Origin of the sequence: Massilia sp. CMS3.1, assembly GCF_051262535.1 — a bacterium.
In the GTDB taxonomy this organism is placed as follows: domain Bacteria; phylum Pseudomonadota; class Gammaproteobacteria; order Burkholderiales; family Burkholderiaceae_D; genus Telluria.
Genome location: NZ_JBIMES010000001.1, coordinates 186,644 through 209,491 on the forward strand (window position 1 = coordinate 186,644; position 22,848 = coordinate 209,491).

General features: G+C 63.1%; 19 protein-coding genes. 17 read left to right on the forward strand and 2 right to left on the reverse strand.

Features of this window, described 5'->3' with window-relative positions:
* Positions 1-234 precede the first annotated feature (234 nt).
* The 3 genes from ACHAC9_RS00765 to ACHAC9_RS00775 all read left to right on the forward strand — a co-directional run bounded on the left by ACHAC9_RS00765 (position 235) and on the right by ACHAC9_RS00775 (position 3,840).
* On the forward strand, positions 235-1,980 hold the full coding sequence (locus ACHAC9_RS00765; RefSeq protein ID WP_435756145.1) for a hypothetical protein: 1,746 nt from the start codon (positions 235-237) through the stop codon (positions 1,978-1,980).
* The gene (locus tag ACHAC9_RS00770) at positions 1,958-2,530 is read left to right on the forward strand and encodes a papain-like cysteine protease family protein (RefSeq protein ID WP_435756147.1); all 573 of its coding nucleotides are present in this window, start codon (positions 1,958-1,960) and stop codon (positions 2,528-2,530) included. Before ACHAC9_RS00765 ends, ACHAC9_RS00770 begins: the two co-directional genes overlap by 23 nt.
* 524 nt (positions 2,531-3,054) lie before the next feature.
* Positions 3,055-3,840 (forward strand): hypothetical protein, encoded by a 786-nt coding sequence (locus ACHAC9_RS00775; protein WP_435756149.1) that lies wholly within the window; start codon positions 3,055-3,057, stop codon positions 3,838-3,840.
* Here ACHAC9_RS00775 and ACHAC9_RS00780 read toward each other — a convergent pair.
* Both ACHAC9_RS00780 and ACHAC9_RS00785 read right to left on the reverse strand, forming a co-directional pair.
* Positions 3,837-4,223 (reverse strand): hypothetical protein, encoded by a 387-nt coding sequence (locus ACHAC9_RS00780; protein WP_435756151.1) that lies wholly within the window; start codon positions 4,221-4,223, stop codon positions 3,837-3,839. The two genes, ACHAC9_RS00775 and ACHAC9_RS00780, sit on opposite strands and share 4 nt — an antisense overlap.
* A gap of 11 nt (positions 4,224-4,234) precedes the next feature.
* Positions 4,235-7,510 carry an nSTAND1 domain-containing NTPase gene (locus ACHAC9_RS00785; protein WP_435756153.1) on the reverse strand — a complete coding sequence of 1,092 codons (3,276 nt, stop codon included), beginning with the start codon at positions 7,508-7,510 and terminating at the stop codon, positions 4,235-4,237.
* Between the two features lie 234 nt (positions 7,511-7,744).
* On the opposite strand from ACHAC9_RS00785, the gene tssB reads away from it, so the two are divergent.
* From tssB to tssK, 14 genes are all read left to right on the forward strand, one after another.
* Positions 7,745-8,293 (forward strand): type VI secretion system contractile sheath small subunit, encoded by a 549-nt coding sequence (tssB, locus tag ACHAC9_RS00790; protein WP_435756155.1) that lies wholly within the window; start codon positions 7,745-7,747, stop codon positions 8,291-8,293.
* A gap of 45 nt (positions 8,294-8,338) precedes the next feature.
* Positions 8,339-9,826, forward strand: a complete 1,488-nt coding sequence (gene tssC / locus ACHAC9_RS00795) for a type VI secretion system contractile sheath large subunit (RefSeq protein WP_435756157.1) — start codon at positions 8,339-8,341, stop codon at positions 9,824-9,826.
* Positions 9,827-9,922: 96 nt separating this feature from the next.
* Complete coding sequence (locus tag ACHAC9_RS00800) at positions 9,923-10,405, forward strand: Hcp family type VI secretion system effector (protein ID WP_435756159.1); 483 nt, start codon at positions 9,923-9,925, stop codon at positions 10,403-10,405.
* Positions 10,406-10,492: 87 nt separating this feature from the next.
* A complete protein-coding gene (locus ACHAC9_RS00805; protein ID WP_435756161.1) occupies positions 10,493-11,011 on the forward strand; it encodes a hypothetical protein in 519 nt (172 codons plus the stop codon).
* A gap of 697 nt (positions 11,012-11,708) precedes the next feature.
* Positions 11,709-13,493 carry a type VI secretion system baseplate subunit TssF gene (tssF, locus tag ACHAC9_RS00810; RefSeq protein WP_435756163.1) on the forward strand — a complete coding sequence of 595 codons (1,785 nt, stop codon included), beginning with the start codon at positions 11,709-11,711 and terminating at the stop codon, positions 13,491-13,493.
* A gap of 93 nt (positions 13,494-13,586) precedes the next feature.
* Positions 13,587-14,045: a type VI secretion system baseplate subunit TssE gene (gene tssE / locus ACHAC9_RS00815; RefSeq protein ID WP_435756165.1), complete on the forward strand. Its 459-nt coding sequence runs from the start codon at positions 13,587-13,589 to the stop codon at positions 14,043-14,045.
* Complete coding sequence (gene tssG / locus ACHAC9_RS00820; RefSeq protein WP_435756167.1) at positions 14,038-15,114, forward strand: type VI secretion system baseplate subunit TssG; 1,077 nt, start codon at positions 14,038-14,040, stop codon at positions 15,112-15,114. The genes tssE and tssG overlap by 8 nt, the downstream gene beginning before the upstream one ends.
* Before the next feature lie 3 nt (positions 15,115-15,117).
* Positions 15,118-17,787 (forward strand): type VI secretion system ATPase TssH, encoded by a 2,670-nt coding sequence (gene tssH / locus ACHAC9_RS00825; protein WP_435756169.1) that lies wholly within the window; start codon positions 15,118-15,120, stop codon positions 17,785-17,787.
* Positions 17,784-19,742: a type VI secretion system Vgr family protein gene (locus ACHAC9_RS00830; RefSeq protein WP_435756171.1), complete on the forward strand. Its 1,959-nt coding sequence runs from the start codon at positions 17,784-17,786 to the stop codon at positions 19,740-19,742. Before tssH ends, ACHAC9_RS00830 begins: the two co-directional genes overlap by 4 nt.
* Positions 19,742-20,437, forward strand: a complete 696-nt coding sequence (locus ACHAC9_RS00835) for a toxin-antitoxin system YwqK family antitoxin (protein WP_435756173.1) — start codon at positions 19,742-19,744, stop codon at positions 20,435-20,437. The genes ACHAC9_RS00830 and ACHAC9_RS00835 overlap by 1 nt, the downstream gene beginning before the upstream one ends.
* Positions 20,437-20,823, forward strand: a complete 387-nt coding sequence (locus tag ACHAC9_RS00840; protein ID WP_435756175.1) for a DUF4280 domain-containing protein — start codon at positions 20,437-20,439, stop codon at positions 20,821-20,823. The genes ACHAC9_RS00835 and ACHAC9_RS00840 overlap by 1 nt, the downstream gene beginning before the upstream one ends.
* 23 nt (positions 20,824-20,846) lie before the next feature.
* Positions 20,847-21,026 (forward strand): hypothetical protein, encoded by a 180-nt coding sequence (locus ACHAC9_RS00845; protein WP_435756177.1) that lies wholly within the window; start codon positions 20,847-20,849, stop codon positions 21,024-21,026.
* A complete protein-coding gene (locus ACHAC9_RS00850; protein ID WP_435756179.1) occupies positions 21,023-21,505 on the forward strand; it encodes a hypothetical protein in 483 nt (160 codons plus the stop codon). Before ACHAC9_RS00845 ends, ACHAC9_RS00850 begins: the two co-directional genes overlap by 4 nt.
* Before the next feature lie 17 nt (positions 21,506-21,522).
* Complete coding sequence (tssK, locus tag ACHAC9_RS00855) at positions 21,523-22,845, forward strand: type VI secretion system baseplate subunit TssK (RefSeq protein ID WP_435756181.1); 1,323 nt, start codon at positions 21,523-21,525, stop codon at positions 22,843-22,845.
* Positions 22,846-22,848 lie beyond the last annotated feature (3 nt).

Genomic DNA, 22,848 nt, shown 5'->3' on the forward strand with positions numbered 1-22,848 from the left:
TTCCGGGCAGCTGTCGGGCATGTCCATGTGCAGTTGAATTGCCGGCGATGCTTGCGGGGCGAACTGGGTCCACCTCACATTCGTCCTGAACATCGTTGCATTTTCAAGCACATGCGGCCACCTAGCAAAACGGACAGGCTATTGCGCATCGCCCACAGGCGTAGATTGTCTCGATTGGCCGCGCCGCGATGCATGGCGGCGTACTCGGGTATTTCTTGATGCTCAGGAGGCAGTATGTTCGGTTCGGGTATTCTTGAGACGATTATTGGTCTGATATTCGTATTTTTGCTGGTGAGCATGCTGGTCACGATCATGAACGAAATGATCGCGGCGGCGCTGGCGTCGAGAGCAAAGTGGCTGCGCTTGGGAATCGACCGGCTGCTCGGTTCTACATGGGCCAAGCAGCTGTACGCGCACCCTTTGGTTGAAGGAACGGCGCGCAACGGCAAAGACTTCGCGGCCGGGCGGAATGGTCCTTCGTATATTCCTTCTCGTTCGTTCGCCAACGTGTTGATGCGCATCATCGAGCAGAATTCACAGGGATTCACAGCGTGCACACAGACCCTGAGGTCCGCATTCGATGCCGCCTCCAGCGCGGGATCGACGATCGAAAGCCTGCGGACACACATGTCTGCGGCGGCTGCCGAGATGCGGGCATCCGGTGGCGTCGGCGTGGCCGCAGCCGGCGACCTGGACCGGCGCCTGGAAAGCCTGCACGCGCCGAACACGCGCCAATGGCTGGGCGAACTCGATACCAGGCTCGACGAGATCGGCCGTGCCGCTAGACCGGAGTTCGCGCCGCTGCTCCAGACCCTGGGTACCCTGGTTGCCGACGGTATTCATGCACAGGCCGGGATCGAGGAGCTGCGCACGCGCTTCAACGACGCCGTGACGAACTTGCTGACAGGTCCTGCAACCCAGGTGTTAAAGGATGAACTCACCGTAATGGGCAAACGCTTGCAGGGGCCCTATACCGTGGGGGACGCCTACGCCGACATGCAATGGTGGATCGGCGGCTTCTCAGCCCGCTACGTGCGGCAAATGATCGAGGCGTTGCCTGAAGATCCTTCGGGACGCATGCGGAGCCTGCTGTTGACCTTGTTCGATGATGCGAAAAACGATGTCGATAAATTCAAGGAGAATATCGAGATCTGGTTCAACAACGGCATGGACCGCGTCAACGGCTGGTACAAGCGGCGCTCGCAATGGGTTATTGCAGGGCTTGCCTTGGGAACGGCAGTGGCAATGAATGTCGACGCGATCCTCCTCTTCAAGCATCTGCAAAAATATCCTGCCTCGCGCGACGCGATCGTCGCGCAGGCAAGGCTGTTCGTGGAAAAGAATCCGGCACCGCCGCAAACAGGCCCGACGATCAACTTTGGAAGCCAGTTCAGCGGGTATCTGACACTAAAAAAAGCGGGCACACCGAAAAGCGTGACCGTCACGAGCGAGAACCGTGCTCTCAAGGGCCTGCCCATTGTCGTCGCGGTTGCGCCTGATGCCACGAAAGTACCTTTTACTGTGGATACGGATTTCGCGGACAAGCAGGGTACTGCCGTCATCAAATCCGCAGACAATTCCACCGATGAAGTGACACTGACACTTGCGCCCAGCCTGCCCACGCAATTTTACGCAGCGCGGGAGCAACTCGAATCCCTGGCCATCCCGGTCGGTTGGGTCAGCAAAGGAAATCGTTCCGAAGTTGAGAACGGGCAGGTCCTTCCAGGCTTCCTCGACATTGCCGGCTGCTTCCGGCTGGCCTGGCAGCACGGCTTGGGATGGCTTCTGACAGCAATCGCGGCGACGCTGGGAGCGCCATTCTGGTTCGATATGCTCAATCGCATTATCTCGATACGTGCGGCCGGCAAGGCGCCCGAGGAGGAGCCGAAGCCACCGAAATCGGTGTCGGTTCCGGTCGAGCCGGGGCAATCGCAGCAAGAGGCCGACAGAACGAGGCATGAACACTTTCAAAGAAGATAAACAAGCCTGCAATGAAAGGAATCGCGACATGAGCTTGCCATATGTAGTGCCGGGACTGGTCGAGCCGATGAGGCAGCCGAACGATAACGCGTGCTGGGCCACTGCCTACACCATTCTCAAATCATGGAAAGAACAGCGCTCACTCGACATACGATCTTCTGTCGAAGCGGTCGATAGCAAGTACAGCACACTGTTCGACGCAAAGCAGGGATTGCCAGCGAGCGAGTTCGGCCCTTTTCTTGCGAAAGCAAATTTGCAACATTTGGCGATGATCAATCTCTCGATCGCCGGATGGGAGCAGCAACTGCGGTCCAAAGGGCTGGTATGGGTTGGTTCGATGGCGTCGCTCAGTACTGATTCAATGCTGCATTCGCGCATCTTGGAGGGGATGAGCGGCAATGGATCCCCAGCAGGCACCAACATGTCGATCGTCGACCCCGGCAACGGTACGCGCTATGTCGAGACCTTTGCAAGCTTCATCGCCAAGTATGAAGAAGCTGTTCGAAGAACCGGGTCCGACGAATATTATCAAATTCGTTTTTTCCCCTGAGGTCTGCCTGATCGCTGGAGTAATTTTACGGGGACGGCCTTTGGCGAATACCTTGGCCTGGACAAGCCCTTGCATATTCATGATTCAGGCGACATTAAACTCCCTGTTCAGTTGACTGGCTCGGCCGGATTCTGCGCAACATGGAGGTCAGCCTTCTTTTGGGCCTTCCTGAACGGATAAGCCTGTTGTTTCCGGAAACCGTCAGGGATCTTGCTGCCGACGACACCATAGGTTTCTGGAAATTGCCGATCAGTTTAGACGGCGGCGCCGAACAGGTAGGGAATTGGTGTCGACATGGCGTAGAGGGAGCGAGTTTGACCTGGAGCGCAGGCTACATTATTTTCTAAGAAAACTAGCCTCATGGAAATATCTATGATCTTGGTCGAAGGTCAATCGCAGTGGCCCTGTTGACTCGGTAAATAAGCATCGTGGCGGACCGTAAGATGTTCGTAAGGTATTCATCTCCCATCCCCATTAATGTGTTTTCTGGCATGCAAAAAGTGCATGGTTGAACGCAAACTCCGATGGGAACGCTGATGAATGCTCGCGCTGAAATGCTGGTGGAAGAACACGCTGTTGGGCCGGCGCAGGATCACGTTTCGCATGCGCTGCGCCAGTTGCTGGCCAGTCCGGTGTTCACCAAGGCACCGCGCATGTGTCAATTGCTGTCGTTCCTTGTAGAGAAGAAACTCAGCGGCAAAGAGAGCGACATTACCGAATACGCGATCGGGATGGAGGTGTTTCGCCGCGATGCGCGGCTCTACGACACCGTACTGGACCCGGTGGTAAGGGTGCAGATGGGCCGCCTGCGCGAGCGCCTGGCTGCCTATTATGCCTTACCCGATGCGCCGCTTGGCGTGCGGGTGGCGATCCCGCTGGGAAGCTATGTTCCCACGATCAGCCATGCTACCGTCGCGCGGCCTCTGTTGCACCGTCGGCAGCTGGAACTGACCCCGCTGCGTAACCTCACAGCTGAACACCACAGCAATTGCTTTGTTTCCGGGGTCGATGAGGAGTTGGGCTCCCGGCTGTTTCACGCGTTCGGCGCCCTGATCCAGCTGCGTGATCATGATCAGCCGATGGCGTCGTCGCCGGGCTTTGCCGATACGCGTGCGGCGCATCGCCTGGAGGGGAGCATCCGGGTGGAGAAAAACCACGTGCGGGCGTCGATGCGGTTGCGCGACACGAGCGCCGGGCAAATTTCGTGGTTTTCGCAATTCGATTGCCACGGCGAGCTCGGGATGTATTTGCAGGAAGAATTGGCCGGCGCAATCTGCGATAAGTTGCAGCGCTACCTGGCCGACTATTAACGTGGGATATTGCCTTCCTGTGGATCAATCCCGATCGTCACGTTGGTTATGGTGTTGAGATAGTTGATGTAGAACTGGTATTTGTCTTCCGTCGTGTGCGGGTTATACGTCAAGACCGACAGATTCAAGGCGCCAGGTGTTTGCGAAAGCTCCGGCGAACGGCCGTAGGGAGACGTGTTAACAATCGTCCAGCCACTCATCGTTGACGCATAGTCCAGCACAAACAGGCAGTAAACGGGCTGGTTGACCAGCAAATCGCATAGCGGGGCATTAATGTAGCTCTGCCCGGTAACAGGCGACAAATAACTGTAAAAGGCCTGGGCGTCTTTACCGGTGCCGATAATCGAAATGGTAATAATGCGCTGCGGTGTGGTCAGGGACATAGGGTTCCTTGTTAGCGAGTGGACAAGAATTGGACAAATACAGCGTCGCGGTACCCAATCTGTTGCAGGCGCTTGACCGCGATGTTGGCTTGAGCGTGATTTTGCAGGCAAAAGTTTATTTTGACCCAAGGATCAAGAATTTGGTAATTCGACGTCGATGGACCTTCGCTTTTGATCATGCCATAGGCTTGTCTGCAATTCAATAAAATTAATGAACTGTCATTGTTAGCAAGATGCGGCAGGGTTGACGGCAATAACAGCACGTCAATCAGCGCCAGCCGAGCGCTCAGGTCGGATGGATTACGCGCGTACAGGCCTTGCAGGCGCACGCGGGCCTCGTCGATTTCCCGCTGCGCGTCTTGCGCTTTGCCCCTTGCCAGCAGCGCGGCCGCAATCCGGGTGCGCGAGAGCGCTTCGCGCCTTGCCCACGATGCATTCTTCGGGTCCAGTCGCAGCAAGGATTCCCAATTGCGATGCACTGCGACAAGTTGCGGCAGCAGCACGCCACCGCCTGCGCCGCGGCTCAAGATGCGCAGGCGCTCTTGCTCCAGATGGGCCAGTTCGACCTGCCATACGCGGTTTTTCGGGTCCTGGTCCACAAGCGGCGTGAACAGCCGCTTGGCCTCGTCATAGTCGCGCAAGGCGTTCGCATCCATGCCCAAGGCCAGTGCGATCAGGGCGCGGTGCTGCAAGGCACGCACTTCGCGGTATATCCACATCGACTCGCTCGGGAAGCGCGCGCGCAGGCCCTGGACCAACTGCATTTCCTGCGCGTACAACTTTTCCGCGGCATCCAGCTGGCCCAAGGATTCCCGCGCCGAGGCCAACCACGAATAACTGTCAGCAAGTTCGACGGCAACGGAAGACGAGTCCGGCGTACGCTCGAGCGCACGCCGTTTCAGCGCGATCGACGCCATGAACGCCGGCGCCGCCAGGTCGGGCTTGCCGCGGGTCTGGGCCAGGGCGCCCAGGTTATTGTGCGCGTATGACTGTTCTACCCACCATTCCGGGTTCGCCGGGTCGAACTCGTGCAGCAGGTCGGCATATTTCAGGTAGTCGCGCAGGGCGTCCTCGGCCGCGTGCCAGTTGTTCTGGTCCTTGTGGATTTGTGCCACCCAGTAAGCGTTCGCACCGAGGTTTTTCAATACCTGCAAGTCACGCGGCGCCATGTGCAATTGGCGCATCAGGATGACCTGTGCCTTGACCAACGCGTCGAGGGCCTGTTTCGAATCGCCACGGGAACGGCTTACTTCGCCGATTGTCTGCAATCCCTTGGCGCGTAGCGTCAGCGCAGCCGGGCTCAGGTCGGCGCCGTCCGAACCGCTCAGGTATTGCAGTGATTTGCCGCTGACGCTTTCGAGCAAGTCCAGCCGGCCCAGCGGCCTGAGCTTGTCGGAAAAATCGCCGAGCATGAAGTCCATCAAACCTTCGGCCTCGCTGCGGCGTAATTCGGCTGCCCGGCTTGCCAGTTGCGCGCTTACCCCCAGGCCCACCGCCAACAAGGCCAGGGCCACGATCAGCGCCAGTGCACACATGCGCATCCGGTCACGCTGGCGTACGCGCCGGTTCGACGCAAGGATCAGTTCACGCTCGTGGGCCGTGAGCGACCAGACGCCTGCTTGCTGCAACTCCATCGCTTCCTGCAGCAGCTTTCCTTGGGGCAGCAGTAAATCGGTGGGACAGCCTTCATCGCACCAGCGGCCTGCGTGCTGTGCCAGGCGGCCTCGCGCCGCCAGCGCGTTGCGATGGGCGGCGATCCAGTCGGTCATGCGCGGCCAGCGCCGCAAGATCGCGTCATGGGCGATGCCGAACACGGGCGTGCCGCCGACCAGGTCGCTGACGAACAGGCGCGACTCGATCAATGCGGCCACTGCCTGGCGTGCGTGGTCGTCGCGCAGCGCCGCCCACGGCGCGCGCTGACTGCTGACGTTGACGCCGTCGCTCGAGAGGATGATTACCAGCGACATGATATGGGCCAGCGCGGCCCGCGGAGCCTCGTCCAGGCCAAGCACGACTTTCTCGGCGCGCTGACCAATCGCGCCTTCCAGGTCGCCCAACTGATGGAATGCTTCAAAGCTGAGCTCGCCTTCGCCCGTACGCAACCGGTACAGCTCTTGCAGGCAGTATTGCAGCAGGGGGAGGGCATCGGGCCGGCCGGCGGCGCTTGCACACAGGATATCGTCCAGCCCGGCGCCGGTCACCGGGTCGTTGCCGAAGCTGAGCCTGGCCGCCGCCGCGGGCCGCCGGATCATCTGGGCAATGTCGCTAAAAGCCGGCGGCTCCAGGTCGAAATGGCCGCCATGACGCTTGCCTTCGGTGAGCAAGGGATATTCAGCGATGCTGGGGTAAAAATCGTTGCGGCAGGCGACGACGATGAGGGCGCTGCTGCTGCGGGCCAGTTGTTCGAGCGTTCGCAGGAAGGCGCTGCGCTCGGATTCGGCGATCCGGGTGGCGTTGAACAAGGCTTCGAAGCGATCGATGAAGATGCCAAAGCGCAGGCCTGGCCGGATGGGGACATGCGCCGCAAGCGCCTTGCGCAGTTCGTCGATCACGGTCTCGCAACCGTGTTCCAGGCGCGCGCCGAGGGAGACCGCGTTCTCGCCGGGGAAGGCCCACTGGTCTTCCCATTGCAGGTCGAGCAGGGCGCCGGCCAGTGCCGTGAACAGGGTTTGTTCACCCTGGTCGAACAAGTCGAAGGCGGTGCTGGCGAGCAGGCAGGGCCCAGTGGAAGTGCTTGTACGGGACAAGGCGGGCAGCAGGCCGGCCTGGATCAGCGAGGTCTTGCCCGACCCGCTGGGGCCGAGGATCAGCATCAGTGCCAGGCCGCTCGCCACTTGCGCGCTTGCTGCATCGACCAGCTTGCGCGTGACGTCATCGCGTCCGAAAAAGACGTCGGCATGGTCGGCGTCGAACGCGAGCAGGCCGCGAAACGGCGAGCCCGCCTGCCAGCTCTTGCGGCTGTCCGCGTGCGCGTTGAAGACGACCGGCGCCACCGTACGGTAACCGCGCATGCGCAGGGTTTCGATAAAGCGCGGGGCGCTCGCGCTGTCGCCCAGGGCGCGGCGCAACTGCGCAATGTTCTTGTGAAGCGCACTGTCGCCGGAGTCGGTACTGCCCCAGCACTGCAGCAGGAGCTCGTCGGCGCTGAGGATGGCGCCGTGGGCCTTGCACAAGGCCACCAGCACCTCCATGGTGCGCGGCTCCATCTGGCGCTTCTGATCCGCCGTCACGATCGTATTGCTGGAAGGATCGACCAACCATGGCCCGAACTGGAAGCGCCGCGTCATGCGGTGGCCGTCGAAGGCGTCGTGGGCAGGGCCGGGGAACTCCGCTTGATCATGTTCGCGCTCGTTAACCAGAAGTTAATTATTTTAGCATCGTGCCGACGGTCAATGGTGCTGATCATTGGCGAAAGCGGAGCTCGCCTGATACCACGTTGATACTTGTGTTACGTCAGGGCCGACTCCTACCATCACTTCCGAACTCCCCGATTCCTGGTCAACATTTCAAGTGAGGATGTGATGGCAGACAGCTTGCAAAAATGGGTGGGACGAAATCGTCCACCGCGCGTTCAGATCACCTACGACGTCGAAATCGGTGGTGCCGTCGAGAAGAAGGAATTGCCGCTGGTGGTAGGCCTGCTGGCCGATCTGTCGGGGCAGCCCCTGGTTGCGCCGCCAAAACTGAAGGCGCGGCGCCTGGTCGATATCGACCGCGACAATTTCAACGAGGTGATGCAGAAGATCGCGCCGCGCCTGGACCTGTCGGTGCCCGACACCTATGACAACAAAGGCAACCTGAAGATCGAGCTGAACTTCAAGAACTTCCAGGATTTCCACCCTGAATCGATCGTCAAGCAGGTGCCGCGCCTGGCCAAATTGCTTGAAGTGCGCCAGCAATTGCGCGACCTGCTCGGCAAGCTCGACGGCAACGACGAACTCGACTCGCTGCTCCAGAACATCGTCCAGAGCACGGAAGAGCTCAAGGCGCTGCAAGGGGAAAGTGCCGATCCGGCCGCCCCATCGGCCGCCGAGCCGGCACCCGACAGCACCGAGCCTGTCGCATCCTGATAGCGCCCCCGCGCTGTTTTCTCCCACACTAGAGAAAGAGTAACCATGGCCAGCAATCAAGCGGTTCAGGCCGGTGCCAGCACCACCAGCGAGAGCATGACGCTGTTGGATCGCATCGTTCACGAAGGAAAAATGGCGGTCGAGCCGTCGCAGAACGGCTACGCGCGCACGCTGCTGGGGCAATTCGCCACGCAGGTCCTCAACGAAGGCATGCAAAAGGCACCCGACAAGGGCGTGGTCGCCATGATCAACGAGCGCGTAGCCCAGATCGACAAGATCCTGAGCGCGCAGGTCAACGCGATCATGCACCACGAGGGCTTCCAGGCGCTGGAATCGTCCTGGCGCGGCCTGCATGACATGGTCATGGGCACGGAAACGGGCAGCAAGCTCAAACTGCGCCTGTTGAACGTGTCGAAGAAAGAGCTGCTGAAAGACCTCGAAGGCGCGGTCGATCACGACATGAGTGTGCTGTTCAAGAAGATCTACGAAGAAGAATACGGCACCTTCGGCGGCAATCCGTATTCGCTCTTCATCGGCGACTATTATTTTGGCCGCGATCCGCAGGACATGGCGCTGATCGAGCGCCTGTCGAAAGTGGCGGCCGCCGCGCACGCCCCGTTCATCGCCGCCGCCGCCCCGTCGCTGTTCGACATGACCTCGTTCACCGAACTGGGCGTACCGCGCGACATGTCGAAAATCTTCGACAGCGCCGAACTGACCACCTGGCGCGGCTTTCGCGAATCGGAAGACTCGCGCTACGTCGCCCTGGTGCTGCCGCGCTACGCCGCGCGCCTGCCCTACGGCGCCAGGACCAATCCGGTCGATTCGTTCGCTTTCGAAGAAGACGTCGACGGCACTGATCACAGCAAATACCTGTGGTCGAACTCGGCTTATCAGCTGGGGCTGCGCATCACGGAATCGTTTGCCAAGCACAGTTGGACGACGGCGATCCGCGGCGTCGAGGGCGGCGGCAAGATCACCGGCATGACCGCGCATACGTTCAAGACCGATGACGGCGACGTGGTCCTCAAATGCCCGACCGAAGTGACGATTACGGACCGCCGCGAGAAGGAACTCAACGACCTGGGCTTCATCGCCGTGGTCAACGCCAAGGGCACGGATACGGCGGCGTTCTTCGGGGGGCAGTCGGTGAACAAGCCGAAGTTGTACAACCTGGATTCGGCGAATGCCAATGCGGCACTGTCTTCGCGCTTGCCGTATGTGCTGGCGGCGTCGCGGTTTGCGCATTATCTCAAGGTGATCATGCGAGACAAAATTGGGAGCTTCCAGACCCGTAAGGAAGTCGAGAATTTTCTTAACAACTGGCTCAGTGATTATGTTTTGCTGGATGCCAGTGCGACGCAGTCGGAGAAGGCCCGCTTCCCTCTGTCAGAAGGGCGCGTCGATGTCAAGGAAATCGCCGGCAAACCCGGTGCGTATTCAGCCGTCGTGTTCCTGAAACCGCACTTTCAGATGGAAGAGCTGAGCACGTCGATTCGCTTGGTGGCAGAGCTTCCGGCTGCGGTCGCCTAACGGATCGGCCGCAGTCGCGGACCCCATTTTTAACGTATTCCTGCATGGCAGCGGCATCGTCCGGCTGCCCTCGCATTCACATTGCGGAGTTCATCCATGTCAGACGTTCTCATTCTTGATTTAGGCGACATCAAAGGCAACTGCACGATCGACGGCTATGCGGACAAAGTGATCGTCAGCTCGTTTTCGCACAGCGCATATTTACCGATGGGTAGCGACGCCGGCAATACCGAACGCACAATGGGGCGTCCTGTCTTGTCGGAAATGTCGTTCTCGAAACCTTCCGACCTGGCGACGACGGCTTTGTTCAAAGCTTGTACGCAAGGCAGTAAAATTGGCCCGGCTACGCTGAATATCGGCCGCGTCGAAAATGGCAAATACATGAATTTCATGACATATTTAATGGATAACGCGATGATTTCTCAGATGAGTAGCAACGGCGGCGGCGGAACCCCGAATGATTCGTTTTCGATTAACTTTACGAAGATCACGGCGACGTTTACGCAGCAGCAAGCGGATTCGACCGCAAAAGGCAAGGGAACGTGGACTTGGGATTTGGGGACGATGAAGCCCGAATGATCTGGCGCTCCATGTTTCGTTAGATGTCAGCAAGTGAGATGTGTGAATTTCAGATCTGACTTCCGCACCTTGGACACGAGGGAGAATATGTTAGTTCAGCTGATAGAGTGGGAAAATAGAACAAAAAAGCATCCCTTCGGTGTTTGCGAAGCTGCGACCATGTTATGGCTGCAAAAAATCGACATCGAAGGGGTGCAGGCGGCGACGGAATTACTAGCCCAAGACTGTGATGATATACAGCTACTTGTCGAAGAAGGCCAAATTTCCTGGTTAGTGCATCTGAGGGATTTCCTCCATCCAAATTCAAATTTTCACAATGGGAACGTATTTGCCTTTACTGGCCAAGCGATAAGGGAACTCGACGTCGGCGATTTTATTTTTATCACTGGCGGGATTCATGCTGCTGCAATGTATAAGAATCAAGTTGGAATTTTTTTCTTTAATCCAGGCAAGGGGATGTTCTTGTGCCAGACTTCGCCAAACGTCGCGGACAATGCTCAATCGCACGCGCAGTTGTATAACGCTGTGATGAGTGACGCGGAGCTAGGACGCAATACATTCGCCAAGAAAGGTCGGCTCAGCTGTACCGAACGCGAAGTTGGTTGATGTTTGGGTGAACTGCGGCACGGCGCTGACGTTGTTACTTGTGTTACATACGAGTCGACAGCGATGATTGCCTGATCGCGCGATATATCTTGGATTCGCGTATCAGAACGCTTCACTGATGCCCAGGCACTCATCTTTGGCCTTTCAAACGTATTTAGGAAATGCAAATGCTCCTCGACCCACGTTCACCTGATGGAATAATGAACGCGCTAAACACCACCAGATATCATGATAAAGAGAGGGAGGGCGATGCTGCCTTTCAAACCGGTGACTGGGATGCGGCTGAGAATGCCTACTACGAAGCAATTCAAGCCAGATTACTATGTGGACGTTTGCATGCGCGTAATCATGTCCCGGATCCAGGCGATCATCCGAGGGCAATCGGATTTCTACAAACCAAAATTAACCGGACCTACGTTCAACGTAATGCTGTCCTTGTTCCAGCGGCTGCTCCTACTGCCGCTCCCACGTGGGCGTCACGCATAGGCACACGACGAGCTTGAGCGAATTAGCGCTCAAGGCGGTGATGCCCCGACCCTTACATACAAGACACAAGATAGGCAAGACACGCAAGATACGGAAGACAGGCAAGACGTGGGGTCAGGTATCACATTTGAAATGGGCCTCGCAGTGAAGCATCGCTTAGCCTGGATTAATTCCAATGGCGCGTGCCAATCCACTCCCTGAAGAGCTATGCATGCCCGGCCACGACAACCACCTCGAATACTACCGCCGCGAACTAAGCTACCTGCGCGTCGAGTCAGCCAACTTCGCCGCCCGCCACCCCAAGGTTGCCCGCCGCCTGGTGTTGAGCGACGCCCACTCGGCCGACCCGCACATCCAGCACCTGATCGAATCGGTGGCCTTCCTCACCGCCGGTATCCACCGCGAAATCGATGGTCTGGCGCCAGCCGCGGCGGCCGTCATCCTCGATAACCTGTGTCCCAGCCTGGCGCAACCGGTGCCGTCGATGACCGTCATGCAGATGACGCTCGACCCCGCCGAGGGCAAGGTCACGGCGGGCAGCAAGGTGGCCAAAGGAACGCTGCTGTCCACGACTGCGGCGTCCGGCGAGCCGTGCCGTTTCCAGGTCGGATGGAATACCACCTTGTGGCCGCTGCAGGTCGCCGATGTCGTACTGGAGGACGCCCGCAGCTTGCGTCTCGACCTGCGTACCGATGCCGGCGTCGACCTGGCCGATCTCGAAGTGGAAACGCTGCGCCTGCACCTGGCCGGCGAACTGATGACAACGATGCCACTGCATGAGCTCGTGCTCTGCGGCCTGGATTACGTCGAAGTCGTCAGCAGCGCCGGCGTGCAGCGCTTGCCGGCGCACTACCTGCGCGAAGCCGGCTTCGCCGAAGACGAAGCGATGCTGGGCAGCCCGTCTCATGTTCACCCCGCGTATGGCCTGCTGCAATCGTATTTCGCCTTCCCGCGCGCCTTCCAGTTCTTCCACCTCCAGGGCTTGGGCGGCAGACTGGGTAGCGGCAGCGGCTTCAGCATCCGCCTGACGTTCACCCATGGCGCCAATGTGCTGGCGCTGCTGCGCCCTGAACATATTCGCCTGAACTGCGTCCCGGCGATCAACCTGTTCCCGGTCACCAGCGAGCCGATCGCCTACGACCAGCGCCACTACGAATACCTGCTCATCGCGAATCGCAAGCGCGACGCCACGACCGAGGTGCATTCGGTCGTTTCCGTCACCGTGTCCGACCCGCGCAGCGAACGCGCCGACCTGATTCCCGGCGTGTTCGCCGACACTGGCGGCCTGGACGATACGGACCATATCCGCGGCAATGCGCCACTGTCCTGGACCATGCGGCGCGCCGCCAGCCTGCGGCCCGGCATCATCGGCAGCGACGTGTATCTCGGCTTTGTCGACCGGCGCGACGTGCGGGCCGCGCACGCGGAGCCGGTGATCTACGCCAAGGTGCTATGCACCAACCGCCTGCTCGCCGAGCAGGTCGCGCCCGGCACCCGTTTTTATGGCGAGGGCTTGGCTAGCTCCACCGATATCCGCGCGCTGTACCAGCCAAGCGCGCAAGGTCCGCCGGCCATGGAGAGCGAAGCACTGTGGGCGCTGGTCTCGCTGCTGCGCCTGAACCACCGCTCGCTGGTCGATGGCAGCGCCGGCGTGGCGAGCCTGCGCGAGATGCTGGGCCTGTTTGCCAGCAACAGCACGCGCGACGCGGTACAGGTTCGCGGTATCCGCAGCCTGACGGCGAGCCCGGGCAGTGCCCAACTCCAGGGCGGCGCGGGATCCGCCGCATGGCGTGGTCACTGTCGCGGCACCGACATCGCCCTGGAATTCGCGCAGGACGGCTATGCCGGGTCGTCGGCGCTGATGCTGGCCAGCGTGCTGGCGCACTTTTTCGCGCTCTACACGACGGCCAATTCCTTTGTGCGCCTGACGGTGCGCCGCAATGGCGAAACCTGGAGAACCTGGCCACCCATGACAGGGCGCCAGGCCCTGCTCTGAGGCGCGCCGGGCGCGGCTGATACCGCGTTGTTACTTGTGTTACGCGACGGGCGCCCCCTAGGATCACTCCAAGACTTCCAACCTTGGTACCCCATGCACACTCTGTCCGCCGTTTTGCCGCTGCCCTTGTTCGATCGTTTTGGCGGCGCTTCATCCGGGTCCTCCGGCGTGCGCTTGAGCGCCACCGAGGCGCTGCAGCTGTCGCTCCAGCTCGACCTGACCCGGCTCTTCAACGTGCGCAATGCACTGACGATCGCGCAGTTCCTGGGCACGTCCCCGACCGCGCTCGATTACGGCCTGCCCGACACCCTCGGCCTGTCGGTGCAGTCGGCCACCGACCTGCAGCGCTGGGAGCTGGTCATCGCGCGCGCCATCGCGCTGTACGAGCCGCGACTGAGCCAGGTGCGGGTCGTGGTGATGCCGGACCGCAGCAAGCCGACAGCAGCGCGGGTCACGATCATGGCGATGGCGGCGATGGGCAGCCAGATGTGCCGCTTCGATTTCGATATCGCGCTCGACGAGCGTAGTGCAAGCGCGCAAGCCCATGCCTGACATCCTCTCCCGGCTGCTGCGCGATCCACAGCATTTCAACCTGTTCCAGGCCATCAGCCTGCTCGAAAGGGCAGCGCCCGACCGGGCCCAGGTTGGCGCCGGCGTCGGCATGGACGAAGCTGTGCGCCTGGCCGCCCACGTCGACATGGCGTTTGCCCCCAGCGACATCGCCAGCCTGCGCCCGGGCACCGGGGACGGGCCGGCCTGGATCCTGCGCACGCCCGCCATGACGCTGGCCGGCGGCCAGGGCCCGCTGGCGACGCCCTTCACCGAATTGCTGATCGAGCAGCGCCGCCAGCGCAATCCTTCCGGCCTGGACTTGCTCGACATGTTCAACGGGCGCCTGCTGGCTTTCCGGCACCGTGCGCGCGCCAGGCAGCACCTGGCGCTGGCCCCGGGCGGGACCTCGCCGGTGACGGTGCCCGGCCAGGCGCCGATGGCGCCGCTGCTGCGCACGGTCGATGCGCTCTCGGGTTTGGGCCGCGGCCGGGGCGCGCACGGGCCGCTTGGCGAACTGGGATGGCTGCGCCACGCCGGGCTGCAAAACGCGGCGCCGCGCTCGATGACGAGTTTGCTGACGCTGCTGCGCGACCGCTTCGGGGTCCATTTCACGGGCCGGCAATTCGTCGGCGGGTGGCATCGGCTGGCGCCCGGCGACCAGGCCCGCCTGCTGGGGAGGGGAACGCACCGTCATGGAGGGCAATCGACCGGCATGGGCGCCAGCCTCGGCGCGCGCGCCTGGGACCAGGCAGCGGGCATGGCGCTCACCGCCCCGCCGCTGGCGGCGGCGCAGTTTGCCGCGCTGCTGCCGGGCGGCGCACAGTTTGCCTTGCTGGGGTGGCTGGTGGCGCGCCATCTGCAGGCCGATTTTACCGTGACGCTCACGCTGTCCCTGGCCGCCGCGCCGGCCACCCGCTTGGGCAGGAAGCCTGCACAAGCGTTCGCGCCCCGGCTGGGCCGCAGTGCCTGGCTATGCAGCCGGAATCGCGCGGGGCGATCGGAGCACGACTACCAGCATGCCCGTTTTGTGCTGTCGGCACCGAACGCCAACGACATCAAAGGGGCTTGAGCCATGGACATCGATATTCGCACTTTGCTGGCCCGCCTCAATCCCGAGTGCAAGCGCGCCATGGGCGTGGCGGCCGAACTGTGCGTCAAGCAGACCCATTTCAACGTCGAGGTCGAACACTTCCTGGTGGCGCTGCTCGACGCCGGCGCGCCCGACCTGATGCTGCTGCTGGCCCAATTCGAGGTGAGCCCGGAGGCCGTGCGCACGCAGGTGCAGGGCTGCCTGGACGGCTTCAAGCGCGGCAACGGGCGCACGCCCGCCATGTCGCCGAACTTCGTGGCGCTATTCCAGGAGGCCTGGCTGAGCAGTTCGATGCTGCTGGGGACCCAGCAGATCCGCTCTGGCACGGTGCTGCTGGCGCTGCTGGAGCAGGACCGGCTGCGCGGCATGCTGATCGAAACCGCGCCGGCCTTGCTGACGATTCCACGCGAACGCCTCAAGTCCTCGCTCGCTGCGCTGCTGGCCACGTCGAACGAGGACGCCGGCCCGGCCGGCGCCGTAGCGGCGGATGCGCCGCGCATGGGCGGCGCGGCCGGGACCATGCCGGCACTCGAACTCTACACCGTCGACATGACCGCGCAAGCGCGCGCCGGCCGCATCGACCCGGTACGCGGGCGCAATGCCGAGATCCGCCAGATTATCGACATCCTGCTGCGCCGGCGCCAGAACAATCCGATCCTCACCGGCGAAGCCGGGGTCGGCAAGACCGCCGTGGTCGAAGGCTTCGCGTTGCGCGTGGCTGAAGGCAGCGTGCCGGCCGCGCTGGCCAATGTAAGCGTCTGCTCGCTCGACCTGGCGCTGCTGCAGGCCGGCGCCGGCGTGCGCGGCGAATTCGAGCAGCGTTTGAAGTCGGTGATCGCCGAAGTGCGCGCCGCCACCACGCCCATCATCCTGTTCATCGACGAGGCGCACCAGCTGATCGGCGCCGGCGGCAGCGAAGGGCAGGGCGACGCCGCCAACCTGCTCAAACCCGCGCTGGCGCGCGGCGAATTGCGCACCATCGCGGCCACCACCTGGGCCGAATACAAGAAGCACGTCGAGCGCGATCCGGCGCTGGCGCGGCGCTTCCAGGTGGTGAAGGTGGAGGAGCCCACGCCCGAAGCGGCCATCGGCATGTTGCGCGGCATGGTGGCCACGCTGGAAAGCCACCACGGGGTCGAAATCCTCGATGAGGCGGTGCGCGACGCGGTGCGCCTGTCGCAGCGCTACATCACCGGACGCCAGCTGCCCGACAAGGCCATCAGCGTGCTCGATACAGCTTGCGCGCGCGTGGCCATCGCGCTGGCCGGCACGCCGCCGCAACTCGAATCGCTCGAGCACGAGATCGTGCTGGCCAGGGAAGGGCTGCGCATCCTGCGCCAGCAGCTGGGCCGCGGCGAAGGCGATGCGGCCGAGGCCGACCGCCAGGCCAGTACGCTGGCGCGCTTGAGCGAGCGCCACGCGGGCCTTTCGGCCAAGCTGGCCGAGGAACGCGGCGCCGTCGAGGAAATCCTGGCGCTGCGGCGCCAGATCGCGGGCGACGTCAACCAGGACGACAGTGCCGACGACGAAACCCGCAAGGCCCGTGCCGACCAGTTGCAGCGCCTGCAAAAAGGCCTGGAGACGATCCAGGACGACGAGCCGATGGTGCCGGTCTGCGTCGACTCGAGCATGGTCGCCGGCGTGATCTCCGGCTGGACCGGCATCCCGGTCGGCAGAATGCTGGCCGACGAGGTGCACACGGTGCTGCAGCTGCACGAGCGCCTGTGCGAGCGCGTGGTGGGGCAGGACCAGGCGCTCGACGCGATCGCGCGCCGGGTGCGCACCTTCCGCGCCGAGCTCGATGACCCGGGCAAGCCGGTCGGCGTGTTCATGCTGGTCGGTCCCAGCGGCGTCGGCAAGACCGAAACCGCGTATGCCCTTGCCGACATGCTGTACGGCGGCGAGCGCAACATGATCACCATTAATATGTCGGAGTTCCAGGAGGCGCACACCATCTCCAGCCTGAAGGGCGCGCCGCCCGGCTACGTCGGCTACGGCAAGGGCGGCGTGCTGACCGAGGCGGTGCGGCGCCGGCCCTACAGCGTGGTGCTGTTAGATGAGATGGAAAAGGCCCATCCCGACGTCCTGGAGCTGTTCTTCCAGGTGTTCGACAAGGGCACGATGGAAGACGGCGAGGGCGTCACGATCGACTTCAAGCACACGCTCATCCTGCTGACCTCCAACGCGGCCCAGGACGTGATCACGCGCGCCTGCCAGGATGCCCGCAGCGGCATGCGGCCCGACCCGGCCGCGCTGGTGGAGCAGTTGCGTCCGGCCCTGCTGCGCCAGTTCAGCCCGGCCTTCCTGGGGCGCGTGGTGCTGGTTCCCTACTACCCGCTGGGCGACGCCGAGATTAGCGTCATCGTCGAGATGAAGCTGGCGCGTCTGGCCGAGCGCTTCACCGCCAACCACCACGCGCGCTTCAGCTGGGACGACAGGGTCACGAACGCGATCACGGCACGCTGCACCGAAGTCGACAGCGGCGCGCGCAACATCGACTTCATCCTGACCCAGACCGTGCTGCCGCAGCTGTCGACGCTGGTACTCGAGCGGATCGCCACGGCGTCGGCCTTCTCGGCGGTACACATGTCGATGGCCGGCGGGCAGTTCAGCTACAGCTTGCGCGACAGCCAGCTGCTGGGCGCCGCATGAGGGATCACTTCAAGCAGGCCGGCGGCGTGATGCACTTGACGTCGCCGCTCGGCGCCGACGACCTGCTGCTCGACAGCATGGAGGGCAGCGAGGGCATCTCCGAGCTGTTCAGTTTTACCCTGCACATGCGCTCGAGCAGCACGAGCCTCGATGCGGCGGGCGTGGTGGGCAAGGACATGACGGTGACCATCGCCGGCGCGACGCCGCGCCATGTCAGCGGCATCGTCACGCGTTTTATCCAGAGCGGCCAGGACCGCGATTTCGCGACCTACGAAGCGGAACTGGCGCCCGCCCTGTGGCTGCTGACGCTCGCGCGCGACCGCAAAATCTACCCGAACCAAGGCGTCGACGCCATCGTCAAAGCCGTGCTAAGCAGTTTTGGGATCGTCTTCGAGTCCAGGCTGGGCGCCACCTACGCCGCCTGCGACTATTGCGTACAGTACGACGAGACTGCCTTCGATTTCATCTCGCGCCTGATGGAACAAGCCGGTATCTTTTACTTTTTCACCTTCACCAGCAGCGGCCATACCATGGTACTGGCCGATGCATCGGCGCACTTTTCCGACTGCGGCGGCGCCGCCACAGTGCGCTTCTGGCCCGACAGCGGCATGCAGACACCGGCCGACACTGTCGCGCGCTTCGCCTGGGAGCACCGCATCGCCCTCAAGAAGGCAACCGTCAGCGACTACGACTTCACCGCACCCGACACCGCGCTCGAAGGCAGCTTTGCCGCTGCGGCAGGTGTTGGCGCCACCTACGAATTCGCGACCGGCCACCCAACCGTCGACGCGGCCCGGGCGCTGGCCCGCTTGCGCGTGGAAGCCGGCCAGGCGACTGCCCACATCCTGCGCGGAGACAGTTACTGCGCGCCGTTCACAGCGGGTACCCGCTTTGCCTTGTCCGGCCACTTCGTCGCGGCGCTGAACGCGGCCTTCGTACTGCGCCGCGTGCGCCACACCGTGCGCGACGGCCGGTACGCCAATTCTTTCGAGGCTTTTCCCGCCGGCGTGGCGTTTCGCCCGCCGATGGAAACGCCGCGTCCGCGCGTGGTCGGCTGCGAAACGGCGCGGGTGGTGGGGCCGGCCGGCGAGGAAATCTGGACCGACAAGCATGGCCGCGTCAAGCTGCGCTTTCCGTGGGACCGCGACGGTGCCGACGACAAGCGCGCGCCGTGGGTCCGGGTGGCGCAGGCGGCGGCCGGCAAGGGCGTGGGCGCGCTATTCCTGCCGCGCGTGGGGCACGAAGTGGTCATCACCTACATCAATGGCGACCCGGACCGGCCGCTGGTGACGGGCAGCGTCTACAACGGCACCAACGTCACGCCGGCCACGCTGCCCGCCAACCAGACCCAGTCGATCCTGCGCACGCTGTCTTCCAAGGGGGGCAGCGCCGGCAACGAACTGCGCTTCGAAGACAAGAAAGACGCCGAGCAGCTCTACCTGCACGCCCAGAAGGACATGCTGGTCGAGATCGATAACGCGCTCACCACCACGCTGAAGAAGGGCGCCGAGCTGCACACGCTGGACGAAGGGGACCGCACCGTGGAACTGAAAAAAGGCAAGGAGACCCACAAGGTCGCCGGCACCCGCGACGTCTCGGTCACCGGGGCCGAGCAGCACGTCAACGGCGCGGCTTTCACGCAGTCGGTCAAGGGCGACTATGTCCTCAGCATCGACGGCAACCTCACGATCAGCGTCAAGGGCGCGATCAAGCTGGTGGGCGATAGCGCGATGGTGCTGCAAGCGAGTACCTCATTGACGGCCAAGTCCGGTACCGAATTGCTGTGCGACGCAGGTACCGACCTGGTCAGCAAGGCAGGCAAGGCGCTGTCGCACCAGGCCGGACTGAAAATCGACAACAAGGCGCCGATCATCAACAGCAAGGCCGATGCCACCCAAACCGTCGAGGCCGGGGCGATGCTGACGCTCAAGGGCGCCATGGCGAAGGTGAATTGATGGACGCGCACGACACCGACGCGACCGTGATCGAAGAGCACGATGCCGACGGCACCCTGCTGCTGCGCAGCACGATGGCCGAAGGCGTGTTGCATGGCCCGCTCGAACAGTTCGGCGCCGGCGGCCAGCCGGCGATGACCGCGCATTTTGAAAGCGGCAAGCTGCACGGAACGATGGCCGTGTACGGCGACGATGGCGTGCTGGTACAGCGTAGCGCATTTCGCCACGGCCGCGCCCACGGGCTGATCGAAACCTATGTGCACGGGCGCCGGGTAGCCGCACAGACGATGTCGGACGGCGTCGCCAGCGGGCCCTCGCTGTCCTTCGATGAAGCAGGCCAGATGACGGCGCGCCTGCAACTGGTGGCAGGCCAGGTGGAAGGGCCGGCCGCATTCTTCCACGAAGGCCGCCAGGTGCGCACTGCCAGCTACCACGCGGGCCTGCTTGACGGCGAATCGGTCGACTGCGACGCCGAGGGCCAGGTGGTGCAGCGCTGCGCCTACCGCGCCAACCTGCTGCATGGCGCGCTGCGGCGCTATTGGCCGAACGGCGCCCTGATGGAAGAAGTGCTGTACCACGATGGCGTGCCGCTGGGGGCACCATCCCGCTTCGACGAACAGGGCAAGTCGCTCGGGCACGCGGAAGCGCCGCCGGCGCTGTTCGAGCGGCTCAAACGACTGGTGCGGGGGGATTGATGGGACAACAAGTATGCGCCGGCGCGATGCTGAAATGCTCGTTCGGCCTGGCGCCGGGCGCCCTGGCGGTGCTGCCTGTGAACGGCGTGATGACGGCAGTGCCGGACGCGACCATCATGGACAACAAGCCGATCGTGAACATTGCGCCGTTTGGCATGTGCATCTCGATGGCCAACCCGGCGGTGGCGGCGGCCACCGCGGCGGCGCTGGGCGTGCTGGTGCCGGTGCCATGCATGCCCATTACCAGCGCGCCGTGGATGCCGGGTTCGCCCACGGTCTTGCTGGGAAACCTGCCGGCGCTGAACAATGCCTCGAAGCTGATGTGCATGGCCGGCGGTGTGATTGAAATTTGCATGCCGGGCCAGATGACCGTGGCTCTTCCTTAAATCTACGTTGGCAGGTGTACAGCATGGAATACCGCTTCAGTCTTACCCCGCGCCTGACGGCGCTCGGCGTCTTCGCCTGCGTGGCCTTGCTGGTGCTGCTGTTTGCGCTGGGCTTCTTGCTTGGCCAACGCATGGCCGGGCCGGTCGCCTCACCGGTGCCGGTGGCGGCGCCGGCGGCCCAATCAGCGATGGTAGCGCCATGAGCGGCCTGACTGCGCGCGCCTTGCTGCCGCTGCTCGCCTTGCTGGCAGGCTGCTCGCTGCTGGGCGGCGGGCCTAAACCGGTCCGGGCTGACTGGCAAAGCCTGGCCTTTGCCGCCGCCACTGACGCCAACGCCAACAGCGCACTGGCGGTGGACGTGGTGCTGGTCAAGGACAAGGCCCTGCTCGAGACCCTGGCGGCCATGTCGGCGTCACGCTATTTCGCCGCCAAGGCCGATTTGCAGCGTACCTATCCCGAGGCGCTGATGGTGTTGGCGGTCGAGATCACGCCTGGCCAGTTGATCCAGGTTGAGCGCAAGCGCTTCGGCGCGGAGCGCGTCTGGGCGGCGCTGGCCTTCGCCAACTACGCCGCGCCGGGCGAGCACCGCCTGCGTTTGCCGCTCGATACCGGCGCCTGCCTGCTGCAATTGAACGCCCAAGGCTTTGTCGTCACCGATTCCAAGACGGGCGCCGCCCGCTAACCAAGGAGCCAGCTGCCATGGCTGAAGCACAGTTATTCGACCGTATCCAGTGGCACGAGGGCATGCTGCTCACGCCACAACATTTTCAACAGGAGAGCGCGCGGGTCGACGCCTTGATTGGCTGGCAGGCATTGGCCGGGCAGCCTGCTGCGTGGGGCCTGCGCCGCCTGGTCGTCGACGAAGCGCGTTTTGCCCGCGGCGTGCTGCGCATCGGCGCGCTCGAGGCGGTGCTGCCGAACGGCATGGCGGTGCGCTATGACGCCGACCACGCCCAGGGCCTCACGCTCGAGCTCGACCTGGCTCCCTACGCCGACGCGATGGCGCAGCAAGACCTGCCGGTCTACCTCGTCGTCGGCACCACGCGCTCGCTGCGGCTTCCGGGCCAGCCGCCCATGTTTCGCCGCATTGCCGGCTGCGCGGTCGAAGACGAGGTGTCCGAGGCGCAGGCCGAAGAAGTGCCGCGCATGAGCGCGAACCTTTCGCTGCTGGCCGGGCAGCTGCCGGGCGCGGCCTACGTTTACCTGCAACTGATGACCTTGCGCAAGGAGAACGAGGTCGTTCGCCGCGGCGCCTGGTGGCCGGCCCAGCTGGAGGTAAGCGCCGCCTCGCCGATCAGCCAGCGCGCCAGGGCGCTGGCGGCGCTGATGCGCACCAAGGCCGTGTTCCTGGCCCAGCAGAGCAAATCGAACTCGTCGCGCCTGGAAGACCGTCTGGCCGTGCTCGAGCTGCGCTTCCGCTTGTCGAACCTGATGCTCAACCTGCCGCTGCTCGAAGCGACGCTGGACGCGCCGGCGGTGCAGCCGCTGGCGCTGTACCTGGCCCTGTGCGCCCAGCTCGGTTCACTGGCCGCGCTCGGCCCCGGCGTGGCGCCGCCGCCGCCGCCCTACGTGCATGGGGACAGCTACGCGGCCTTCGATACTGTGCTGACGCAGCTGCACGCGCTGGCCAGTGAAGTCAGCCAACAATGGCGCAGCTGCGCCTTCACTTTCGATGGCGAGTCCTTTGCGCTTCCCATGCGCCCCGAGTGGCTCGGTGCGCAACTGGTGGTGGGCCTGCGCGGGCAGGGCGAACGCGAGTCGGCGCAATGGATGGCCGGGGCGACCATCGGCTCGCGCACGGTGTCGGCCTCGCTGCTCGACTGGCGTGTGCGCGGCGCCGCGCGCGCCATGGTCGACGACGCGCCGGAGTTGGGGCTGCGCGGCGGCGCCGGCTGCACCCTGTTTGCGATCACGGTGGACGATCAGTTCATCGTCGCCGGCCAGGATCTCCTGATCGGCAACGGCAGCGCATCCCAGGCCGCCCTGCGTCCGAAGGAAATCGTTTTGTTCATCAAGGGATAAGCG